At 71.1% G+C, this 16,094-nt stretch carries 16 protein-coding genes and 1 pseudogene; 13 read left to right on the forward strand and 4 right to left on the reverse strand.

The annotated features are described in order from the left end of the window. Nucleotides 1–12: 12 nt before the first annotated feature. The 3 genes and pseudogenes from ACNF49_RS22895 to ACNF49_RS22905 form a co-directional block, all read right to left on the reverse strand. On the reverse strand, nucleotides 13–930 hold the full coding sequence (locus tag ACNF49_RS22895; RefSeq protein ID WP_357983330.1) for an EamA family transporter: 918 nt from the start codon (nucleotides 928–930) through the stop codon (nucleotides 13–15). 85 nt (nucleotides 931–1,015) lie between these two features. Beyond that, nucleotides 1,016–1,786: an ABC transporter permease gene (locus ACNF49_RS22900; RefSeq protein ID WP_357983327.1), complete on the reverse strand. Its 771-nt coding sequence runs from the start codon at nucleotides 1,784–1,786 to the stop codon at nucleotides 1,016–1,018. Next, nucleotides 1,783–2,690: pseudogene (locus tag ACNF49_RS22905) on the reverse strand (ABC transporter ATP-binding protein). Before ACNF49_RS22905 ends, ACNF49_RS22900 begins: the two are co-directional and overlap by 4 nt. A gap of 156 nt (nucleotides 2,691–2,846) precedes the next feature. Here ACNF49_RS22905 and ACNF49_RS22910 point away from each other — a divergent pair. The 11 genes from ACNF49_RS22910 to ACNF49_RS22960 all read left to right on the forward strand — a co-directional run bounded on the left by ACNF49_RS22910 (nucleotide 2,847) and on the right by ACNF49_RS22960 (nucleotide 13,612). After that, the gene (locus tag ACNF49_RS22910) at nucleotides 2,847–3,623 is read left to right on the forward strand and encodes a VOC family protein (RefSeq protein ID WP_357983321.1); all 777 of its coding nucleotides are present in this window, start codon (nucleotides 2,847–2,849) and stop codon (nucleotides 3,621–3,623) included. A gap of 93 nt (nucleotides 3,624–3,716) precedes the next feature. After that, nucleotides 3,717–4,952 carry a multidrug effflux MFS transporter gene (locus tag ACNF49_RS22915; RefSeq protein ID WP_357983318.1) on the forward strand — a complete coding sequence of 412 codons (1,236 nt, stop codon included), beginning with the start codon at nucleotides 3,717–3,719 and terminating at the stop codon, nucleotides 4,950–4,952. A gap of 91 nt (nucleotides 4,953–5,043) precedes the next feature. Beyond that, nucleotides 5,044–5,742 (forward strand): helix-turn-helix transcriptional regulator, encoded by a 699-nt coding sequence (locus tag ACNF49_RS22920; protein ID WP_352328768.1) that lies wholly within the window; start codon nucleotides 5,044–5,046, stop codon nucleotides 5,740–5,742. Then, nucleotides 5,739–7,151, forward strand: coding sequence for a Fe-S cluster assembly protein SufB (sufB, locus tag ACNF49_RS22925; RefSeq protein ID WP_357983315.1), 1,413 nt, complete (start codon nucleotides 5,739–5,741; stop codon nucleotides 7,149–7,151). Before ACNF49_RS22920 ends, sufB begins: the two co-directional genes overlap by 4 nt. Then, nucleotides 7,151–8,272 carry a Fe-S cluster assembly protein SufD gene (sufD, locus tag ACNF49_RS22930; RefSeq protein ID WP_357983312.1) on the forward strand — a complete coding sequence of 374 codons (1,122 nt, stop codon included), beginning with the start codon at nucleotides 7,151–7,153 and terminating at the stop codon, nucleotides 8,270–8,272. The genes sufB and sufD overlap by 1 nt, the downstream gene beginning before the upstream one ends. Continuing rightward, nucleotides 8,269–8,586 carry a non-heme iron oxygenase ferredoxin subunit gene (locus tag ACNF49_RS22935; protein WP_352325535.1) on the forward strand — a complete coding sequence of 106 codons (318 nt, stop codon included), beginning with the start codon at nucleotides 8,269–8,271 and terminating at the stop codon, nucleotides 8,584–8,586. Before sufD ends, ACNF49_RS22935 begins: the two co-directional genes overlap by 4 nt. Nucleotides 8,587–8,588: 2 nt before the next feature. Then, nucleotides 8,589–9,335: a Fe-S cluster assembly ATPase SufC gene (sufC, locus tag ACNF49_RS22940; RefSeq protein ID WP_352325533.1), complete on the forward strand. Its 747-nt coding sequence runs from the start codon at nucleotides 8,589–8,591 to the stop codon at nucleotides 9,333–9,335. Continuing rightward, nucleotides 9,332–10,588, forward strand: a complete 1,257-nt coding sequence (locus ACNF49_RS22945) for a cysteine desulfurase (protein ID WP_482944937.1) — start codon at nucleotides 9,332–9,334, stop codon at nucleotides 10,586–10,588. The genes sufC and ACNF49_RS22945 overlap by 4 nt, the downstream gene beginning before the upstream one ends. Before the next feature lie 2 nt (nucleotides 10,589–10,590). Next, nucleotides 10,591–11,028 (forward strand): Fe-S cluster assembly sulfur transfer protein SufU, encoded by a 438-nt coding sequence (sufU, locus tag ACNF49_RS22950; protein WP_352325531.1) that lies wholly within the window; start codon nucleotides 10,591–10,593, stop codon nucleotides 11,026–11,028. Next, nucleotides 11,025–11,384 carry a metal-sulfur cluster assembly factor gene (locus ACNF49_RS22955; RefSeq protein ID WP_482944938.1) on the forward strand — a complete coding sequence of 120 codons (360 nt, stop codon included), beginning with the start codon at nucleotides 11,025–11,027 and terminating at the stop codon, nucleotides 11,382–11,384. Before sufU ends, ACNF49_RS22955 begins: the two co-directional genes overlap by 4 nt. Before the next feature lie 308 nt (nucleotides 11,385–11,692). Then, nucleotides 11,693–13,612, forward strand: coding sequence for a DEAD/DEAH box helicase (locus ACNF49_RS22960; protein WP_482944939.1), 1,920 nt, complete (start codon nucleotides 11,693–11,695; stop codon nucleotides 13,610–13,612). A gap of 83 nt (nucleotides 13,613–13,695) precedes the next feature. Here ACNF49_RS22960 and ACNF49_RS22965 read toward each other — a convergent pair whose 3' ends face one another. Next, nucleotides 13,696–14,718, reverse strand: coding sequence for an aminotransferase class V-fold PLP-dependent enzyme (locus ACNF49_RS22965; protein WP_482944940.1), 1,023 nt, complete (start codon nucleotides 14,716–14,718; stop codon nucleotides 13,696–13,698). 150 nt (nucleotides 14,719–14,868) lie between these two features. Here ACNF49_RS22965 and ACNF49_RS22970 point away from each other — a divergent pair, with 150 nt between their 5' ends. Further along, the gene (locus ACNF49_RS22970) at nucleotides 14,869–15,132 is read left to right on the forward strand and encodes a phosphoribosyl-ATP diphosphatase (RefSeq protein ID WP_189652386.1); all 264 of its coding nucleotides are present in this window, start codon (nucleotides 14,869–14,871) and stop codon (nucleotides 15,130–15,132) included. Nucleotides 15,133–15,190: 58 nt separating this feature from the next. Then, nucleotides 15,191–16,036: an ATP phosphoribosyltransferase gene (gene hisG, locus ACNF49_RS22975; protein ID WP_357983491.1), complete on the forward strand. Its 846-nt coding sequence runs from the start codon at nucleotides 15,191–15,193 to the stop codon at nucleotides 16,034–16,036. The last annotated feature ends 58 nt before the right edge of the window (nucleotides 16,037–16,094 follow it).

Here is a 16,094-nt window from a genome sequence, read left to right on the forward strand (position 1 = left end):
ACCGCCCGGACATCAGCGCCCGGTCATCCTCGTCGAGCCCAGGCTGGCGGCCACGACGCACACGATCGCCGCCCACTGCTGCACGTGCAGGACCTCACCCAGCACCAGCACGCCGGCCAGCGCCGCCACGGCCGGCTCCAGGCTCATCAGGATGCCGAACACGTGCTTGGGCATGCGCCGCAGCGCGTGGAGCTCCAGCGAGTACGGGATCACCGACGACAGCAGCCCCACGCCCAGCCCGATCAGCAGCAGCGACGGCTGCAGCAGGTCGGCGCCACCGGTCGTGACGCCCACCGGCGCGATCACCAGGGCCGAGACGATCATCGCGAACGACAGCCCGGTCGTGCCGGGGAAACGCCGCCCGGCCGCCGCCGACAGCAGGATGTAGGCCGCCCAGCACGCGCCCGCCACCAGGGCGAACCCGATGCCGAGCCACCAGCTCGCCGACGCCTGCTGCCCCCAGGGCGCCAGCAGCGCCACGCCGAGGCCCGCCAGGCCGATCCAGGCCAGGTCGAGCCGGCGCCGGGAGGCGGCCACGGCCACGCCCAGCGGGCCGAGGAACTCGATCGCCACCGCGACGCCCATCGGCAGCCGCGACAGGGCCTCGTAGTAGGACAGGTTCATCAGCGCGAGCGTCAGGCCGAAACCGGCCCCGACCGCCCAGTCACGCCACCCCAGCCCCCGCAGCTTCGGCCTGGCCACCGCGGCCATGATCAGGCCGCCCGCCGCGATGCGCAGGAACACCACGGCGCTCGGCGGCAGCACGGCGAACAGGTTCTTGGCGAACGCGGCGCCGAGCTGCACCGAGACGATGGCCAGCAGGACGAGCGAGGAGGGCGGGATCGAGTCCGCGGCCTGGCGCAGCAGGCGGCCAGGCCGGGGCAGCGCCGGGCGGCGATCGAAGGGATCGTCGAGGGCGAAGTCGGTCACGGAACTCCTCGCGCGGCAGGTTGGGGCAGTCGTCAGAGCGTACTGACCTCGGACGACATCTCCGCACGCGGGGTGGCGCGCCCCCTCACTCCCAGCGGAACAGCCGCGAGACCAGCGCCAAGGTCAGCACGGCCCAGCCGGCCAGGACGAGCACCGGCCCCAGCGGCAGCGCCGCCCCCTGGGCGAGCACCGCGCGCAGCCCACCGGTCAGCGCCGAGATCGGCAGCAGCTCCAGGACCGGCCGCGCGCCCTCGGGGAACTTCGACAGCGGGAACACCACGCCGCCCGCCCCCAGCAGCACCAGGTAGACCAGGTTGGCCGCGGCCAGCGTCGCCTCGGCCCGCAGCGTGCCCGCCATGAGCAGGCCGAGGCCGCTGAAGGCCGCCGTGCCCAGCACGACCAGCACCGCGGCGGCCAGGAACGACCCGTGGGGACGCCAGCCCAGCGCCAGCCCCACGGCCACGATCACCGCCGCCTGGATGACCTCCACGGCCACCACCGCGGCCGTCTTGGCCAGCATGAGCCCGGCCCTGGACAGCGGGGTCGCGCCCAGCCGCTTGAGCACGCCGTAGCGGCGCTCGAAGCCCGTGCCGATGGCCTGCCCGGTGAAGGCCGTGGACATGACGGCCAGGGCCAGCACGCCCGGCACCAGGAAGTCGACCCGCCGGCCGCCCCCGACGTCGACCAGCGGCGCCAGCGAGAAGCCGACCAGCAGCAGCACCGGGATGATCAGGGTGAGCAGGAGCTGCTCGCCGTTGCGGAGCATCGTGCGGACCTCCGAGCCGGCCTGCGCGAGCACCATGCGCGGGAACGGCGCGGCGCCCGGCGCGGGCGAGAGGTCGAGCACGGGGGTCATCGCAGCTCCCTGCCGGTCAGTTCGAGGAAGACGTCTTCGAGGGTACGGCGCTCGATGCGCAGGTCGTCGGCCGTGACGCCCTCCGCCGCGCACCAGGCCGTGACGGTGGCCAGCAGCTCGGGGCCCACCGGCCCTCGATGATGTAGTGGCCGGCCGGCGACTCCTTGGCCGCGCTGCCCACCGGGAGCGCGTTGAGCAGTTCCTCCAGCGTGAGGCCCGGCCGGGCCCTGAACCTGAGCTGCCGCTCGGCCCCGGTCAGCGAGGCCGGGCTGCCCTCGGCCACCACGCGCCCCCTGTCGATGATCACGACGTGGTCGGCCAGCCGCTCGGCCTCCTCCATGTGGTGGGTGGTCAGCACCACCGACACCCCGGCGCCGCGCAGCTCGCCGACCAGGTCCCAGCAGGCGTGCCGGGCCTGCGGGTCGAGGCCGGCGGTCGGCTCGTCGAGGAACACCAGCTCCGGCCTGCCGATCACGGCCGCGGCCAGCGACAGCCGCTGCTGCTGCCCGCCCGACAGCCGCCGGTAGGGCGTGCGCGCGTGCTCGGCCAGCCCGAGCCGGGTCAGCAGCACCTCGGGGTCGTGGGGACGGGCGTAGAAGCGCGCGACCAGGCGCAGCCACTCGGCGCAGCGCATCGCCGGCGGCACCCCGCCGGCCTGGAGCATCACCCCGACGCGCGGGCGCAGCTCGGGCAGCGTGGGCGCCAGGCCGAGCACCCGCACGGTGCCGGAGTCGGCCTTGCGGAACCCCTCGCAGATCTCGACCGTGGACGTCTTGCCCGCGCCGTTGGGCCCGAGGACGGCGGTGACCGCGCCGCGGCCGGCCTGCAGGGTGAGGCCGTCGAGGGCGGTCCGGCCGCCGTAGCGTTTGACCAGGTCGACGATCTCGACGGCTGGGGAATCCATGGCCACGAGTTTAGGGACTGCGCCGGGCGGTCCGGCCCCCAGGTACGCGCCCGGCGAACGCCCGTCGGACGGCCCTGCCCGGAAATGGACGGCCCTTGACCGGACCGTTCCCCGGAAAGGCGTGAGAACGGGGGGAAGTGCGGCGATGAGCTCCACATGTCGCGACGCAGTGGATACGACCCAGGAGTCCCGTGCTGGGTGGACCTGGCCAGCACCGACGTCCCCGGCTCGGCCCGGTTCTACGGGGACCTGTTCGGCTGGCGGGCCGACATGGTCGACGACCCGGCGGCCGGCGGCTACGGGATGTTCGTGCACGAGGGCAGCAAGGTCGCCGGGATCGGCCCCGTCCGCGGCGGCGGTTCCACCTCGCTCTGGAACACCTACGTCGCCACCGACGACGCCGCCGCGCTGGCCGGCCGGGTCAGGGACGCCGGCGGCACCGTCGTGGCCGAGCCCATGGCGATCTTCGACGAGGGCACCATGGTCGCCCTGCGGGCCCCCGACGGCTCCTACGCCGCCGCCTGGCAGGCGGCCGCCCACGCGGGGGCGGAGCTGGTCAACGAGCCCGGCTCGTTCTGCTGGAACGAGCTGTGCACACGGGACGCGCCCGCCGCCGAGCGTTTCTACTCGGCGGTCTTCGGCTGGACGTCGCGCACGTCCGACCTGGGCGGCATGGCGTACACCGAGTGGGTGGCGGGGGAGGCGGCCGTCGCGGGGATGATCCCGATGCCCGCGGAGGCCCCGGCGGAGCTGCCGTCGTTCTGGCTGACCTATTTCGCGGTCGCCGACCTCGACGCGGCCCTGCACGCCGCCGCCGACGCGGGCGCGGACGTGCTCACCGGCGTGACCGAGGCGCCGCCCGGCCGGTTCGCGCAGCTCATCGACCCGCAGGGCGCGGCGTTCGGGGTCATCCAGCTCAACGAAACATCGTGAAATATCTGATAACCGGGAATTAGGAGGACCGTATCCCGGTTTGATCCCTCGGCCCTCGTGGGTCATCGGCCTGCGAGGGGAAGGGGTTCACGCATGTCCGTGGCAGAAGCCGCGTCCACCGCCATTGGGAGCAAGAGCGAGACCAAGGGCGGGAGGCGGGGGCTGCTGCTGGTCATCCTGGGCGCGCTGTCGGCGATCGGCCCGCTGTCCATCGACATGTACCTGCCCGCCCTGCCCGCCATCACCGAGGAGATGCTCAGCGCTCCCGCGCAGGTCCAGCTCACCCTCACCGCCTGTCTCATCGGCGTCTCCGTCGGCCAGGTCGTCGCCGGCCCGGTCAGCGACGTGCGCGGGCGGCGCGTCCCGCTCATCGTGGGCGTGTCGGGGTTCATGGTGGCCTCGCTGCTGTGCGCGTTCGCGCCGTCGGTGCCCGTGCTGATCGTCCTGCGGCTGCTCCAGGGCATCCTGGGCGGGGCGGCGCTGGTCATCGTCCGCGCGGTCGTCCGCGACCTGTACGACGGCGCCGCCATCGCCCGCATCTTCGCCACGCTCATGCTGGTCAGCGGCCTGGCGCCGATCCTCGCCCCCATCGCCGGGGCCCAGCTGCTCGCCTTCACCTCCTGGCGCGGCGTGTTCGTGGCGCTCAGCGTCGCCGGGCTCGTGCTGCTGCTGGCCGTGCTGCCGGGGGTGCGCGAGACGCTGCCCGCCGACCGCCGTGAGAGCGGCGGCCTGGGGCACACCGTGCGCACCTTCTGGCAGCTCCTGCGCGACCGCTCGTTCATGGGCTGCGCGCTCACCGCCGGGCTGGCCTTCGCGGCGATGTTCGGCTACATCTCCGGCTCGCCGTTCGTCCTCCAGCAGGTGTACGGCGCCACCCCGCAGCAGTACTCGCTCATCTTCGGGCTCAACGCGCTCGGCCTGACCGCGATGGCCCAGCTCGGCGGCCGCCTGTCGGGCCGCGTGGAGCCCGCCCGCCTGGTCGTCGTCGGGCTGGTCACCGGCCTGGTGGGCGCCGCGCTGCTGCTGACCGCCGCGCTCACCGGGCTCGGCCTGGCCGGCATCGTGGCGGGCCTGTTCGTGATCATGCTGGGTCAGGGGCTCGTCCTGCCCGGCACCGGCGCGCTCGCGCTGGCCGGGCAGCCCGCCCAGATCGCCGGCAGCGCCTCGGCGCTGCTCGGCGTGCTGCAGTTCGCGCTGGGCGCCCTGGCGGCCCCGCTGGTCGGCCTGGCGGGCGAGGGCACGGCCGTGCCGATGGCCGGCGTGATGCTCGGCCTCATCATCTGCTCCACGCTCGCGTTCGCGATTCTGGGGCGCCGAAAGGTTAGGTAAGCCTTACCTGCGTGAGCAATTCCATTGGTGGCCTGCTCGGATTCGTTTGTGCAGCGGGAAGGAATTACGGCACACTGATGTTGTGAAAAACATGCCCACGATCGAGCCCGGTAGCGAGCGCAGCACCCGCGCGCGCGTCGCCAGGCTGATCCTTGAGCATGGTCCCGTGACGGCCGCCTCGCTCGGCGAGCGGCTGGGGCTGACGCCCGCCGCGGTGCGCAGGCACCTCGACGCGTTGCTGGCCGAGGGAATGATAGAGCCTCGCACGGTCAGGCCGCGCGGTCAGCGCGGGCGCGGACGGCCCGCCAAGCTGTTCGCCATCACCGACGCGGGGCGCAGTGCTTTCGAGCACGCCTATGACGACCTCGCCGGGAGCGCACTCCGTTTCCTGGCCGAGCGCATGGGACGAGAAGCCGTGACCGACTTCGCCCGCTCGCAGGTGTCGAGCCTGCTGACGCGGCTGGAGCCGGTCATGCGGACGGTGCCGGCGGACCAGCGCGTACAGGTGCTGGCGCAGGCGCTGTCGGCAGAGGGGTACGCCGCCTCGGCCAGCAAGGCCAAGTCGGGCGGCGACCAGCTCTGCCAGCACCACTGCCCGGTGGCTCACGCGGCCGCGGAGTTCCCGCAGCTCTGCGAGGCCGAGACGGAGGCGTTCGCGCAACTGCTCGGCACCCCGGTGCAGCGCCTGGCCACGATCGCGCACGGCGACGGGGTCTGCACGACCCACGTGAGCCCCAAGTCGCTGGCTGAATCCGCACACAGAGACAAGAGCAAGGAGACCGGAAGGTGACTGTCACCGACCGCCCGGAGCTGGAAGGCCTCGGGAATTACAAGTTCGGCTGGGCCGACCCGGATGCCGCGGGCGCGGTTGCCAAGCGTGGCCTGTCCGAGGAGGTCGTCCGCAACATCTCCGCGCTCAAGAACGAGCCGGAGTGGATGCTCGACCTTCGCCTGAAGGGCCTCCGCCTGTTCGCCAAGAAGCCGCTGCCCACCTGGGGCTCCGACCTCACCGGCATCGACTTCGACAACATCAAGTACTTCGTGCGCTCGACCGAGAAGCAGGCCGCTTCCTGGGACGAGCTGCCCGCCGACATCAAGAACACCTACGACAAGCTCGGCATCCCCGAGGCGGAGAAGCAGCGCCTCATCGCCGGCGTCGCGGCCCAGTACGAGTCGGAGGTCGTCTACCACAAGATCCGTGAGGACCTTGAGGAGAAGGGCGTCATCTTCGTCGACACCGACACGGGCCTGAAGGAGCACGAGGAGCTCTTCAAGGAGTACTTCGGCTCGGTGATCCCGGTCGGCGACAACAAGTTCGCCGCGCTCAACACCGCCGTGTGGTCCGGTGGCTCGTTCATCTACGTGCCGCCGAACGTCGAGGTCGAGATCCCGCTGCAGGCCTACTTCCGGATCAACACCGAGAACATGGGCCAGTTCGAGCGGACCCTGATCGTCGTGGACGAGAACTCCTACGTCCACTACGTCGAGGGCTGCACCGCGCCGATCTACTCCTCCGACTCGCTGCACAGCGCGGTCGTCGAGATCATCGTGAAGAAGAACGCCCGCTGCCGTTACACGACCATCCAGAACTGGTCGAACAACGTCTACAACCTGGTCACCAAGCGCGCCGTCGCCTACGAGGGCGCGACCATGGAGTGGATCGACGGCAACATCGGCTCCAAGGTCACGATGAAGTACCCGGCCGTCTACCTGATGGGCGAGCACGCCAAGGGCGAGACGCTGAGCGTCGCCTTCGCCGGCGAGGGCCAGCACCAGGACGCCGGCTCCAAGATGGTGCACCTGGCGCCCAACACCAGCTCCAGCGTCATCTCCAAGTCGGTGGCGCGCGGCGGCGGCCGCACCTCCTACCGCGGTCTCGTGCAGATCGAGGAGGGCGCCCACGGCAGCGCCAGCACCGTCAAGTGCGACGCGCTCCTGGTCGACCAGATCAGCCGCTCCGACACCTACCCGTACGTCGACGTGCGCGAGGACGACGTCTCGATGGGCCACGAGGCCACGGTCTCCAAGGTCAGCGAGGACCAGCTCTTCTACCTCATGAGCCGCGGGCTCGGCGAGGACGAGGCCATGGCGATGATCGTGCGCGGCTTCGTCGAGCCGATCGCCCGCGAGCTGCCCATGGAATACGCGCTCGAGCTCAACCGGCTGATCGAGCTGCAGATGGAAGGAGCCGTCGGCTGATGGGCCTGAACGAGAAGCCCCTGTCGACCCTGCACGAGAAGGCGTCCTACGACCTGGACGACTTCGAGGTCCCGACCGGGCGCGAGGAGTCGTGGCGCTTCACGCCGCTGTCCCGCCTGAAGGGCCTGCACAACGGCAAGGCCGACCCCGTGGGCCACGTGCGCCTCGACGTCGAGGCCGCGCCCGAGGTCGTCGTCGAGACGGTCGGGCGCGACGACGCCCGCGTCGGCAAGGCGTTCACGCCCACCGACCGGGTCAGCGCGCAGGCGTGGAACAGCTTCGAGAAGGCGACCGTGATCACGGTGCCGCGCGAGGCCGTCACGTCGAAGCCGACCGTGCTCACCCTGACCGGTGAGGGCGACGGCGCCGCCTACGGCCACATCGTGGTCAAGGTGGAGCCGATGGCCGAGGCCGTGGTCGTGCTCGACCACAAGGGCAGCGCCGTCTACGCCGACAACATCGAGTTCGTCGTCGGCGACGGCGCCAACCTCAGGGTCGTCAGCCTCCAGGACTGGGACGACGACGCCGTCCACGTCTCCCACCACCACGCCCAGCTCGCCAAGGACGCGACCTTCCGCAGCTTCGTGGTGACACTCGGCGGCGACCTGGTCCGGCTCTCGCCCAGCGTGGCCTACACCGCGCCCGGCGGCGACGCCGACATGTCCGGCGTCTACTTCGTCGACGCCGGCCAGCACCTGGAGCACCGCCTCCTGGTCGACCACTCCCAGCCCAACTGCAAGAGCAACGTCGACTACCGCGGCGCTCTGCAGGGGCAGGACGCGCACGCCGTCTGGATCGGCGACGTGATCATCAGGGTCGAGGCCGAGGGCACCGACACCTACGAGCTCAACCGCAACCTCATCCTCACCGACGGCGCCCGCGCCGACTCGGTCCCCAACCTGGAGATCCTCACCGGCGAGGTCGCCGGAGCCGGGCACGCCTCGGCCTCGGGCCGCCTCGACGACGAGCACATCTTCTACCTCCAGGCCCGCGGCATCCCCTACGACGAGGCCCGCCGCCTGGTCATCAGGGGCTTCCTCGGCCAGCTCATCGAGAAGATCCAGATCGAGGAGATCCGCGACCGCGTGCTGGCCGCGGTGGAGGCGGAGCTCGCGCGATGAGTTTCGAGAAGGTCTGCCAGGTCGCCGACATCCCCGACGGCGGCGTCATCGGCGTCGAGGTCGGGGAGACCCCGGTGGCGCTGGTGCGCAAGGGCGCCGACGTCTTCGCCCTGCACGACGTCTGCTCCCACGCCGAGGTGAAGCTCAGCGAGGGCGAGGTCTACGACGGCACCCTGGAGTGCTGGCTGCACGGCTCGTGCTTCGACGTGCGCTCCGGCAAGCCCACCGGCCCGCCCGCCACCAAGCCCGTGAACGTCTACACAGTCAAGATCGACGGCGACGACGTCCTCGTCTCGCTCTCGAAGGAGTCATAAACGTGTCCACCCTAGAGATCCGTGACCTCAAGGTCGCCGTCGAGGACAAGGAAATCCTGCGCGGCGTCAACCTGACGGTGAAGTCCGGCGAGACGCACGCCATCATGGGCCCCAACGGCTCGGGCAAGTCCACCCTCGCCTACGCGATCGCCGGTCACCCCAAGTACACGATCACCGGCGGCCAGGTGCTGCTCGACGGCGTCGACCTGCTGGAGCTGTCGGTCGACGAGCGCGCCCGCGCCGGCCTGTTCCTCGCCATGCAGTACCCGGTCGAGGTCCCCGGCGTGTCGGTGTCGAACTTCCTGCGCTCGGCCGTCACCTCGGTCCGCGGCGAGGCGCCCAAGCTGCGCGAGTTCGCCAAAGACCTCAAGGCCGGCATGGACGCGCTGTCCATCGACGCCGCCTTCGCCCAGCGCAACCTCAACGAGGGCTTCTCCGGCGGTGAGAAGAAGCGCCACGAGATCCTCCAGCTCGAGCTGCTCAAGCCGAAGATCGCGGTGCTCGACGAGACCGACTCCGGCCTCGACGTCGACGCGCTGCGGGTGGTCTCCGAGGGCATCAACCGCTTCCGCTCCACGGGTGAGACCGGCGTGCTGCTGATCACCCACTACACCCGCATCCTGCGCTACGTGAAGCCCGACTTCGTGCACGTCTTCGCCGGCGGCCGGATCGTCGAGGAGGGCGGGCCGGAGCTGGCCGACAAGCTCGAGGCCGAGGGCTACGAGCAGTACACGAAGGCATCTGCATGACTTCCACCAGCTTTGACGTGGAGAAGATCAGGAAGGACTTCCCGGTCTTCTCCCGCGAGCTGCCCGACGGGCGCCCGCTCGTCTACCTCGACTCGGGCAACTCCTCGCAGAAGCCCAACCAGGTCATCGACACCATGCGCGACCACCTGGCGCTGCACTACAGCAACGTCGGACGGGCCATGCACGTGCTCGGCTCGGAGTCGACCGAGGCGTACGAGAGCGCGCGCGACAAGGTGGCGGCGTTCGTCGGGGCGGGCTCGCGCGATGAGGTGATCTTCACCAAGAACGCCTCCGAGGCCCTCAACCTCGTGGCCTACTCCTTCGGCAACCCCGCCAACACCGACCCCCGCTTCACCCTCGGCCCCGGCGACGAGATCGTCATCTCCGAGATGGAGCACCACTCCAACATCGTGCCGTGGCAGATGCTCGCGCAGCGCACCGGTGCGACGCTGAAGTGGTTCGGCGTCACCGACGACGGGCGGCTCGACTTCGACCCGGCCGTCGTCACCGAGCGGACGAAGATCGTCTCGATCGCCCACCAGTCGAACGTGCTCGGCACGGTCAACCCGGTCACCGCGGTGGCCGCGCGGGCGCACGAGGTCGGCGCGCTGATCATGCTCGACGCCTCCCAGTCCGTGCCGCACCACCCGGTGGACATGGCCGCGCTGGGCGCCGACTTCGTGGCCTTCACCGGTCACAAGATGGTCGGCCCTTCGGGCATCGGCGTGCTGTGGGGCCGTACCGAGCTGCTGGAGGCCATGCCGCCGTTCCTGGGCGGCGGCGAGATGATCGAGGCGGTCTGGATGGACCGCTCGACGTACGCACCGATCCCGCACAAGTTCGAGGCCGGCACGCCGCCCATCGTCGAGGCCATCGGCCCGGGCGCGGCGGTCGACTACCTCACCGCGGTCGGCATGGACGCCATCGAGGCGCACGAGCGCTCGCTGACGGCCTACGCCCTCGACGCCCTGCGCGAGGTGCCGTCGCTGCGCCTGATCGGGCCCGACTCCCTCGACCAGCGCGGCAGCACGCTGTCGTTCACGCTGGAAGGCATACACCCCCACGATGTGGGGCAGATCCTGGACGACCAGTTCGGGGTCGCCGTCCGCGTCGGGCACCACTGCGCGCGCCCGCTGCACCTGCGGTTCGGAATACCGGCGACCACGCGGGCGTCGTTCTACCTGTACAACACCACGGGCGAGATCGACGCCCTGGTGCGCGGCCTCCATCACGTTCAGAAGGTGTTCGCATAGCCATGATCGGCGAGTCGATGTACCAGGAGCTGATCCTGGAACACTACAAGCACCCGCAGGGGCGGGGGCTGCGCGAGCCGTACGACGCCGAGGTTCACCACGTGAACCCGACGTGCGGCGATGAGATCACGCTGCGGGTCAGGGTGGGCGACGCCGGTAAGATCGAAGACGTCTCCTACGACGGCCAGGGCTGCTCGATCAGCCAGGCGGCCGCCTCCGTGCTGCACGAGCTGGCCACCGGCTCGACGGTCGAGGAGTCGCTGTCGGTGGTCGACGAGTTCACCCGGCTCATGCAGGGCCGGGGGCAGGTCGAGGCCGACGAGGAAGTGCTCGGGGACGCGGTGGCGTTCGCGGGCGTGGCCAAGTTCCCGGCGCGCGTCAAGTGCGCGCTGCTGTCGTGGATGGCCTACAAGGACGCTGTGGTGAGGAGTGCCCAATGAGCAAGCCTGTGGAGACTCCGACCGGCTTCGACGGTGACACCACCGTCGAAGAGGTCATGGAGGCGCTCAAAGACGTCGTCGACCCCGAGCTCGGCATCAACGTCGTCGACCTGGGGCTGATCTACGGGCTCAACCTCGACCCGTCCGACACCGGTCAGCCGGTGGCCACCATCGACATGACGCTGACCAGCGCGGCCTGCCCGCTGACCGACGTCATCGAGGACCAGGCCCACTCCGCCCTGGAGGGCATGGTCTCCGACGTGAAGATCAACTGGGTCTGGCTGCCGCCGTGGGGCCCGGACAAAATCACTGACGAGGGGCGTGAGCAGCTCCGTATGCTAGGCTTCAACGTCTGATCTTTCTAGCTGTTACGGCTGGCGTTGGGCGTCAGCCGTTTCAGTGTGCCAAGGAAGGGTTTCGGAAGGTCCGTACCCAGCCAGGGAATATCCGATAACATCCCCGGCGTTGGCACCAGGTATACACCAGACGCCTCATCTCGCGTCATCGCGCCGCCTGCGGCCGGTGCCCCGGTGTATCCCCCCTGTGAAGTCCCGCCTCGATGGCGGGCGTAATGCAACGTGTACGGCATCAGGCCGTATGTCCCGGCTCGTCCTTTCGCAGAAGTGACGCGCCACTTCGACTGAAAGGCACGAATTTCGTGACCATGCTTGACTCTGTCATGCCCGCGCTCGACGAGACCGCCCCCGAGACGGGCCCGTCGGAGTTCGAACTGCTCGGCCTTCCCAAGCCGCTCATCAGCGGTCTGGCCAAGCAGGGCATCGACAGCCCGTTCCCCATCCAGAGTGCGACGATCCCCGACGTGCTCGCCGGCCATGACGTCCTGGGCCGTGGCCAGACCGGCTCGGGCAAGACCCTGGCCTTCGGTTTGCCGACCATGGCTCGCATCGCGGGGGTGCGGCCCGCCGCCGGCCACCCGCGCGCGATGATCCTTGTGCCCACCCGTGAGCTGGCCCTTCAGGTGCACGACGCGCTCGAACCGCTCGGACGCGGCCTCGGGCTGCGGATGAAGGTCGTCGTGGGCGGCATGTCCATGGGCAAGCAGATCGAGGCACTGCGCCGCGGCGTCGACATCGTGATCGCCACCCCGGGCCGCCTGGGCGACCTGATCCGGCAGGGCGAGTGCTCGCTGGCGCAGGTCGAGGTCTCCGTCCTCGACGAGGCCGACCACATGTGCGACCTCGGCTTCTTCCCCGTCGTCACCGAGCTGCTGGCCCAGACCCCGACCGACGGGCAGCGGCTGCTGTTCTCGGCCACCCTCGACGGCGACGTCGACAAGCTGGTGCGCCGCTTCCTGAAGGACCCGATCACCCACTCCGTGGCCCCGGCGACCTCCCCGGTCGACACCATGGAGCACCACGTGATGCAGGTCACGCGTGACGACAAGTTCGACGTCACGGCCGAGATCGCCAACCGCGAGGGCCGTACGATCATCTTCGTCCGCACCCAGCACGGCGTCGACCGGCTGTGCAAGCAGCTCGCCCGGGTCGGCATCAAGGCCGGCGGCCTGCACGGCGGCAAGCGCCAGAACCAGCGCACCCGCATCCTGGCCGAGTTCCGCGAGGGCTCGATCAACGTGCTGGTCTGCACCGACGTCGCGGCCCGCGGCATCCACGTCGACAACATCAGCCTGGTGCTGCACGTCGACCCGCCGCAGGACCACAAGAGCTACCTGCACCGCGGCGGCCGTACCGCCCGCGCGGGCGAGAAGGGCACCGTCGTCACCCTGGTGCTGCCCAACGAGCGCCGCTCGACCGACGCCCTGACCAGGCGCGCCGGCATCCACCCGTTCCGGCTCAAGGCCACCCCGGGGCACCCCCGGCTGGCCGAGGTGACCGGGGCCAGGATCCCGAGCGGCGAGGCCATCCCCGTGTGGGAGCCCGACGTGCGCAAGCCGCTGCGCCCGCGCCGCGAGGGCGGTCACGGCGGCGCCGAGCGCCGGGGCGGGCGTCGTCCGCGCCGCGAGTTCGACGGCGAGCGCCGTCCGCGCCGGCACGAGGAGGGCACCTTCGCCGGCGGCGACGACCGCCGTCCGCGCCGCCACGAGGAGTCCGGTGGCGAGGACCGTCGTCCGCGCCGGCACGCCGAGGGCGAGCGGCCGTTCGGCGGCGGGCAGCGCTCCGGCGAGCCGCGCACGTTCGGCGACGACCGCAGGCGCGGCGACCGGCCGCGCGGCGGTTTCCGCTCCGACGACCGTCCCGCTCGTCAGGACGACCGCGGCGGTTTCCGTTCCGACGACCGCCCTGCCCGTCAGGACGACCGTGGTGGCTTCCGTTCCGACGACCGCCCGTTCCGTCAGGACGACCGCGGCTACCGGTCCGAGGGACCGCGTGGCGGCGGGTTCCGTGACGGCCAGCGCGGCGGCGGCGCCGGTTTCCGCTCCGACGACCGCAGCCGCTTCGGCGCCGACCGTGGCCGCCCGTTCTCGGGCGACCGTGACCGGCCCGCCCGCTCCGACGAGCGCGCCCCCCGCGACGGCTTCCGCTCCGGCGGCGGCTTCCGTTCCGAGGAGCGCGGCAACGGCGGGTTCCGCCGCAACAACGGCGGCCGCCGCTTCGAGCGCTGATCCCGCCTGACCCTGCCTGAACGACCGGGCCCGTCGCACCTCCCACGGGGGAGGGGCGGCGGGCTTCGTCGTTCCCGGGCGTTCTACGAGGTCAGGACCTCAAGAGCGCGGTCGACGTCGTCCGTGGTGTTGTAGACGTGGAAGCCCGCGCGGACCCGGCCGGCGCGCACCGCGGCGCGGATGCCGGCCGCCGCCAGCCGCTCGCCCGGCGCCTCCACCGACACGATCGCCGAGTCGGACGGCTCCAGCCCCAGCCCGGCCCTGAACCGGTTGGCCAGCCCCACGTTGTGCTCGTGGACGCGCTGGGGACCGATCTCGTTGAGCAGTTCGAGCGCGGGCGCCGCGCCGACGTAGCAGAACCAGGCCGGCGACAGGTCGAAGGCGCGGGCGTCGGCGGCCAGCCGCAGCGGCGGCCCGTAGTAGGAGCCGCCCGGATCGTCGCCGGCGTACCAGTTGGCCGCCAGCGGGCGCATGAGGGAGCGCACCCGGGGCGACAGGTACCCGAACGCGGCCCCGCGCGGCGCCATGAGCCACTTGTACGCCGCGCACGCCAGCACGTCGATCCCGTCGGCCACCGACACCGGCAGCCACCCGCACGACTGGGAGCCGTCGGCGATGACCAGCGCGTCGTGGGCGCGGGCGGCGGCGACGACGTCGTGCAGGGGCGTCACGTAGCCGGTGGCCGACTGCACGAGGCTGAAGGCGACGGCGTCGATCCGGCTCGTGACGGTGTCGGCCAGACGCTCGGCGGGCACGGTCTCGACCTCGGCCGCCACCGCCCACGGGAACAGGTTGCTGGTGAACTCGATCTCCGGCACCAGCACCCGTGCCCCCGGCGGCAGCGCGGTCGCCACCGTGGACATGATCTGCGACACCGTCGAGCCGACCGTCACGTCGGCCGGGTCGGCGCCGACCAGGTGGGCGAAGGCCGTGCGGGCCCGGCCGACCGAGGCGTCCCAGGGCGTCCAGTCGCCGCTGCCGTGCCGCCACTCGGTGAGCACGGCCTGCAACTCCTCGAACGCCGGACGGGGCGGAAGGCCGTACGAAGGGGTGTTGAGCCAGCCGGGATCGGCGTCCCAGAGCTTGCCCACGGTCGCGATGTCCATGACCACCAGCCTAGAACGGCCTTCTGGAGATCAAGCGGCGCCCGTACGACGGGCAGGAAGCGGCCGTCTCGCGTGGCGGACTCCGGGCGTCGTCACCGCCGCGCGCAGACTAGGCTTGTCAGGCACGCCACCCGACCGACGAGAGAGACCATGAAGACCTTCGAAGAGCTGTTCGCCGAGCTGTCAGACAAGGCGCGTACCAGGCCCGCGGGCTCGGGCACCGTGGCCGCGCTCGACGCCGGCGTGCATGCCATCGGCAAGAAGGTCGTCGAGGAGGCCGCCGAGAGCTGGATGGCCGCCGAGCACGAGTCGAACGACAGGGCGGCGGAGGAGATCTCCCAGCTCCTCTACCACGTGCAGGTGCTCATGATCGCCAAGGGCATCGGGCTCGACGAGGTGTACAAGCATCTCTAGGGCGCCTCGCGCCCGCCCCGGCGTCCCATCGACCATGAGTGAGGAAGAAGACCCGAACATGCTGCGTCTGGCCGTACCGAACAAGGGCGCGCTCAGCGAAGCCGCCCAGAACATGCTCAAGGAGGCCGGCTACCGGTCCCGCAGGGACAGCAAGGAGCTCGTCGTCGTCGACGAGGACAACGGCTGCGAGCTGTTCTTCCTGCGTCCCCGCGACATCGCCGTCTACGTCGGGGAGGGCACCCTCGACCTCGGCATCACCGGCCGCGACATGCTGATCGACTCCGGCGCGCCGGTCGAGGAGATCATGCCGCTCGGCTTCGGCGGCTCCACCTTCCGCCTGGCCGCCAGGGCGGGCACGATGTCGTCGGTCAAAGACCTCGACGGGCAGCGCATCGCCACCTCCTACGCGGGGCTGCTCGACAAGTACCTGTCCGACCAGGGCGTCGACGCCCGCGTGATCAAGCTCGACGGCGCCGTCGAGACCGCGATCCGGCTCGGCGTGGCCGACGCGGTCGCCGACGTCGTGGAGACCGGCACCACGCTGCGCAACGTCGGCCTGGAGGTGTTCGGCGAGCCGATCATGCGCTCGGAGGGCGTGCTGATCAAGCGGCAGAGCGCGCCGGAGACGCCGGGCATGGGCCAGCTCGTCCGCCGTCTCCAGGGCGTCGTGCACGCCCGCGACTTCGTCATGATGGACTACGACATCCGCGCCGAGCGCATCGAGGAGGCCATCGCCCTCACGCCCGGCATGGAGGGGCCCACGGTCTCGCCGCTCCACCGCGAGGGCTGGGTCGCCGTCCGGGCCATGGTCCGGCGCAAGGGCCACCAGCAGGTGATGGACCAGCTCTGGGACATCGGCGCGCGGGCCATCCTGGTCACCGACATCTACGCCTGCCGCCTCTGACAAATGTCACGGCCAACCCCGGAAGGATCACACTAACGGGGGAAAAGCCGCGCCCGTA

Source organism: Actinomadura sp. ATCC 39365 (assembly GCF_054392275.1).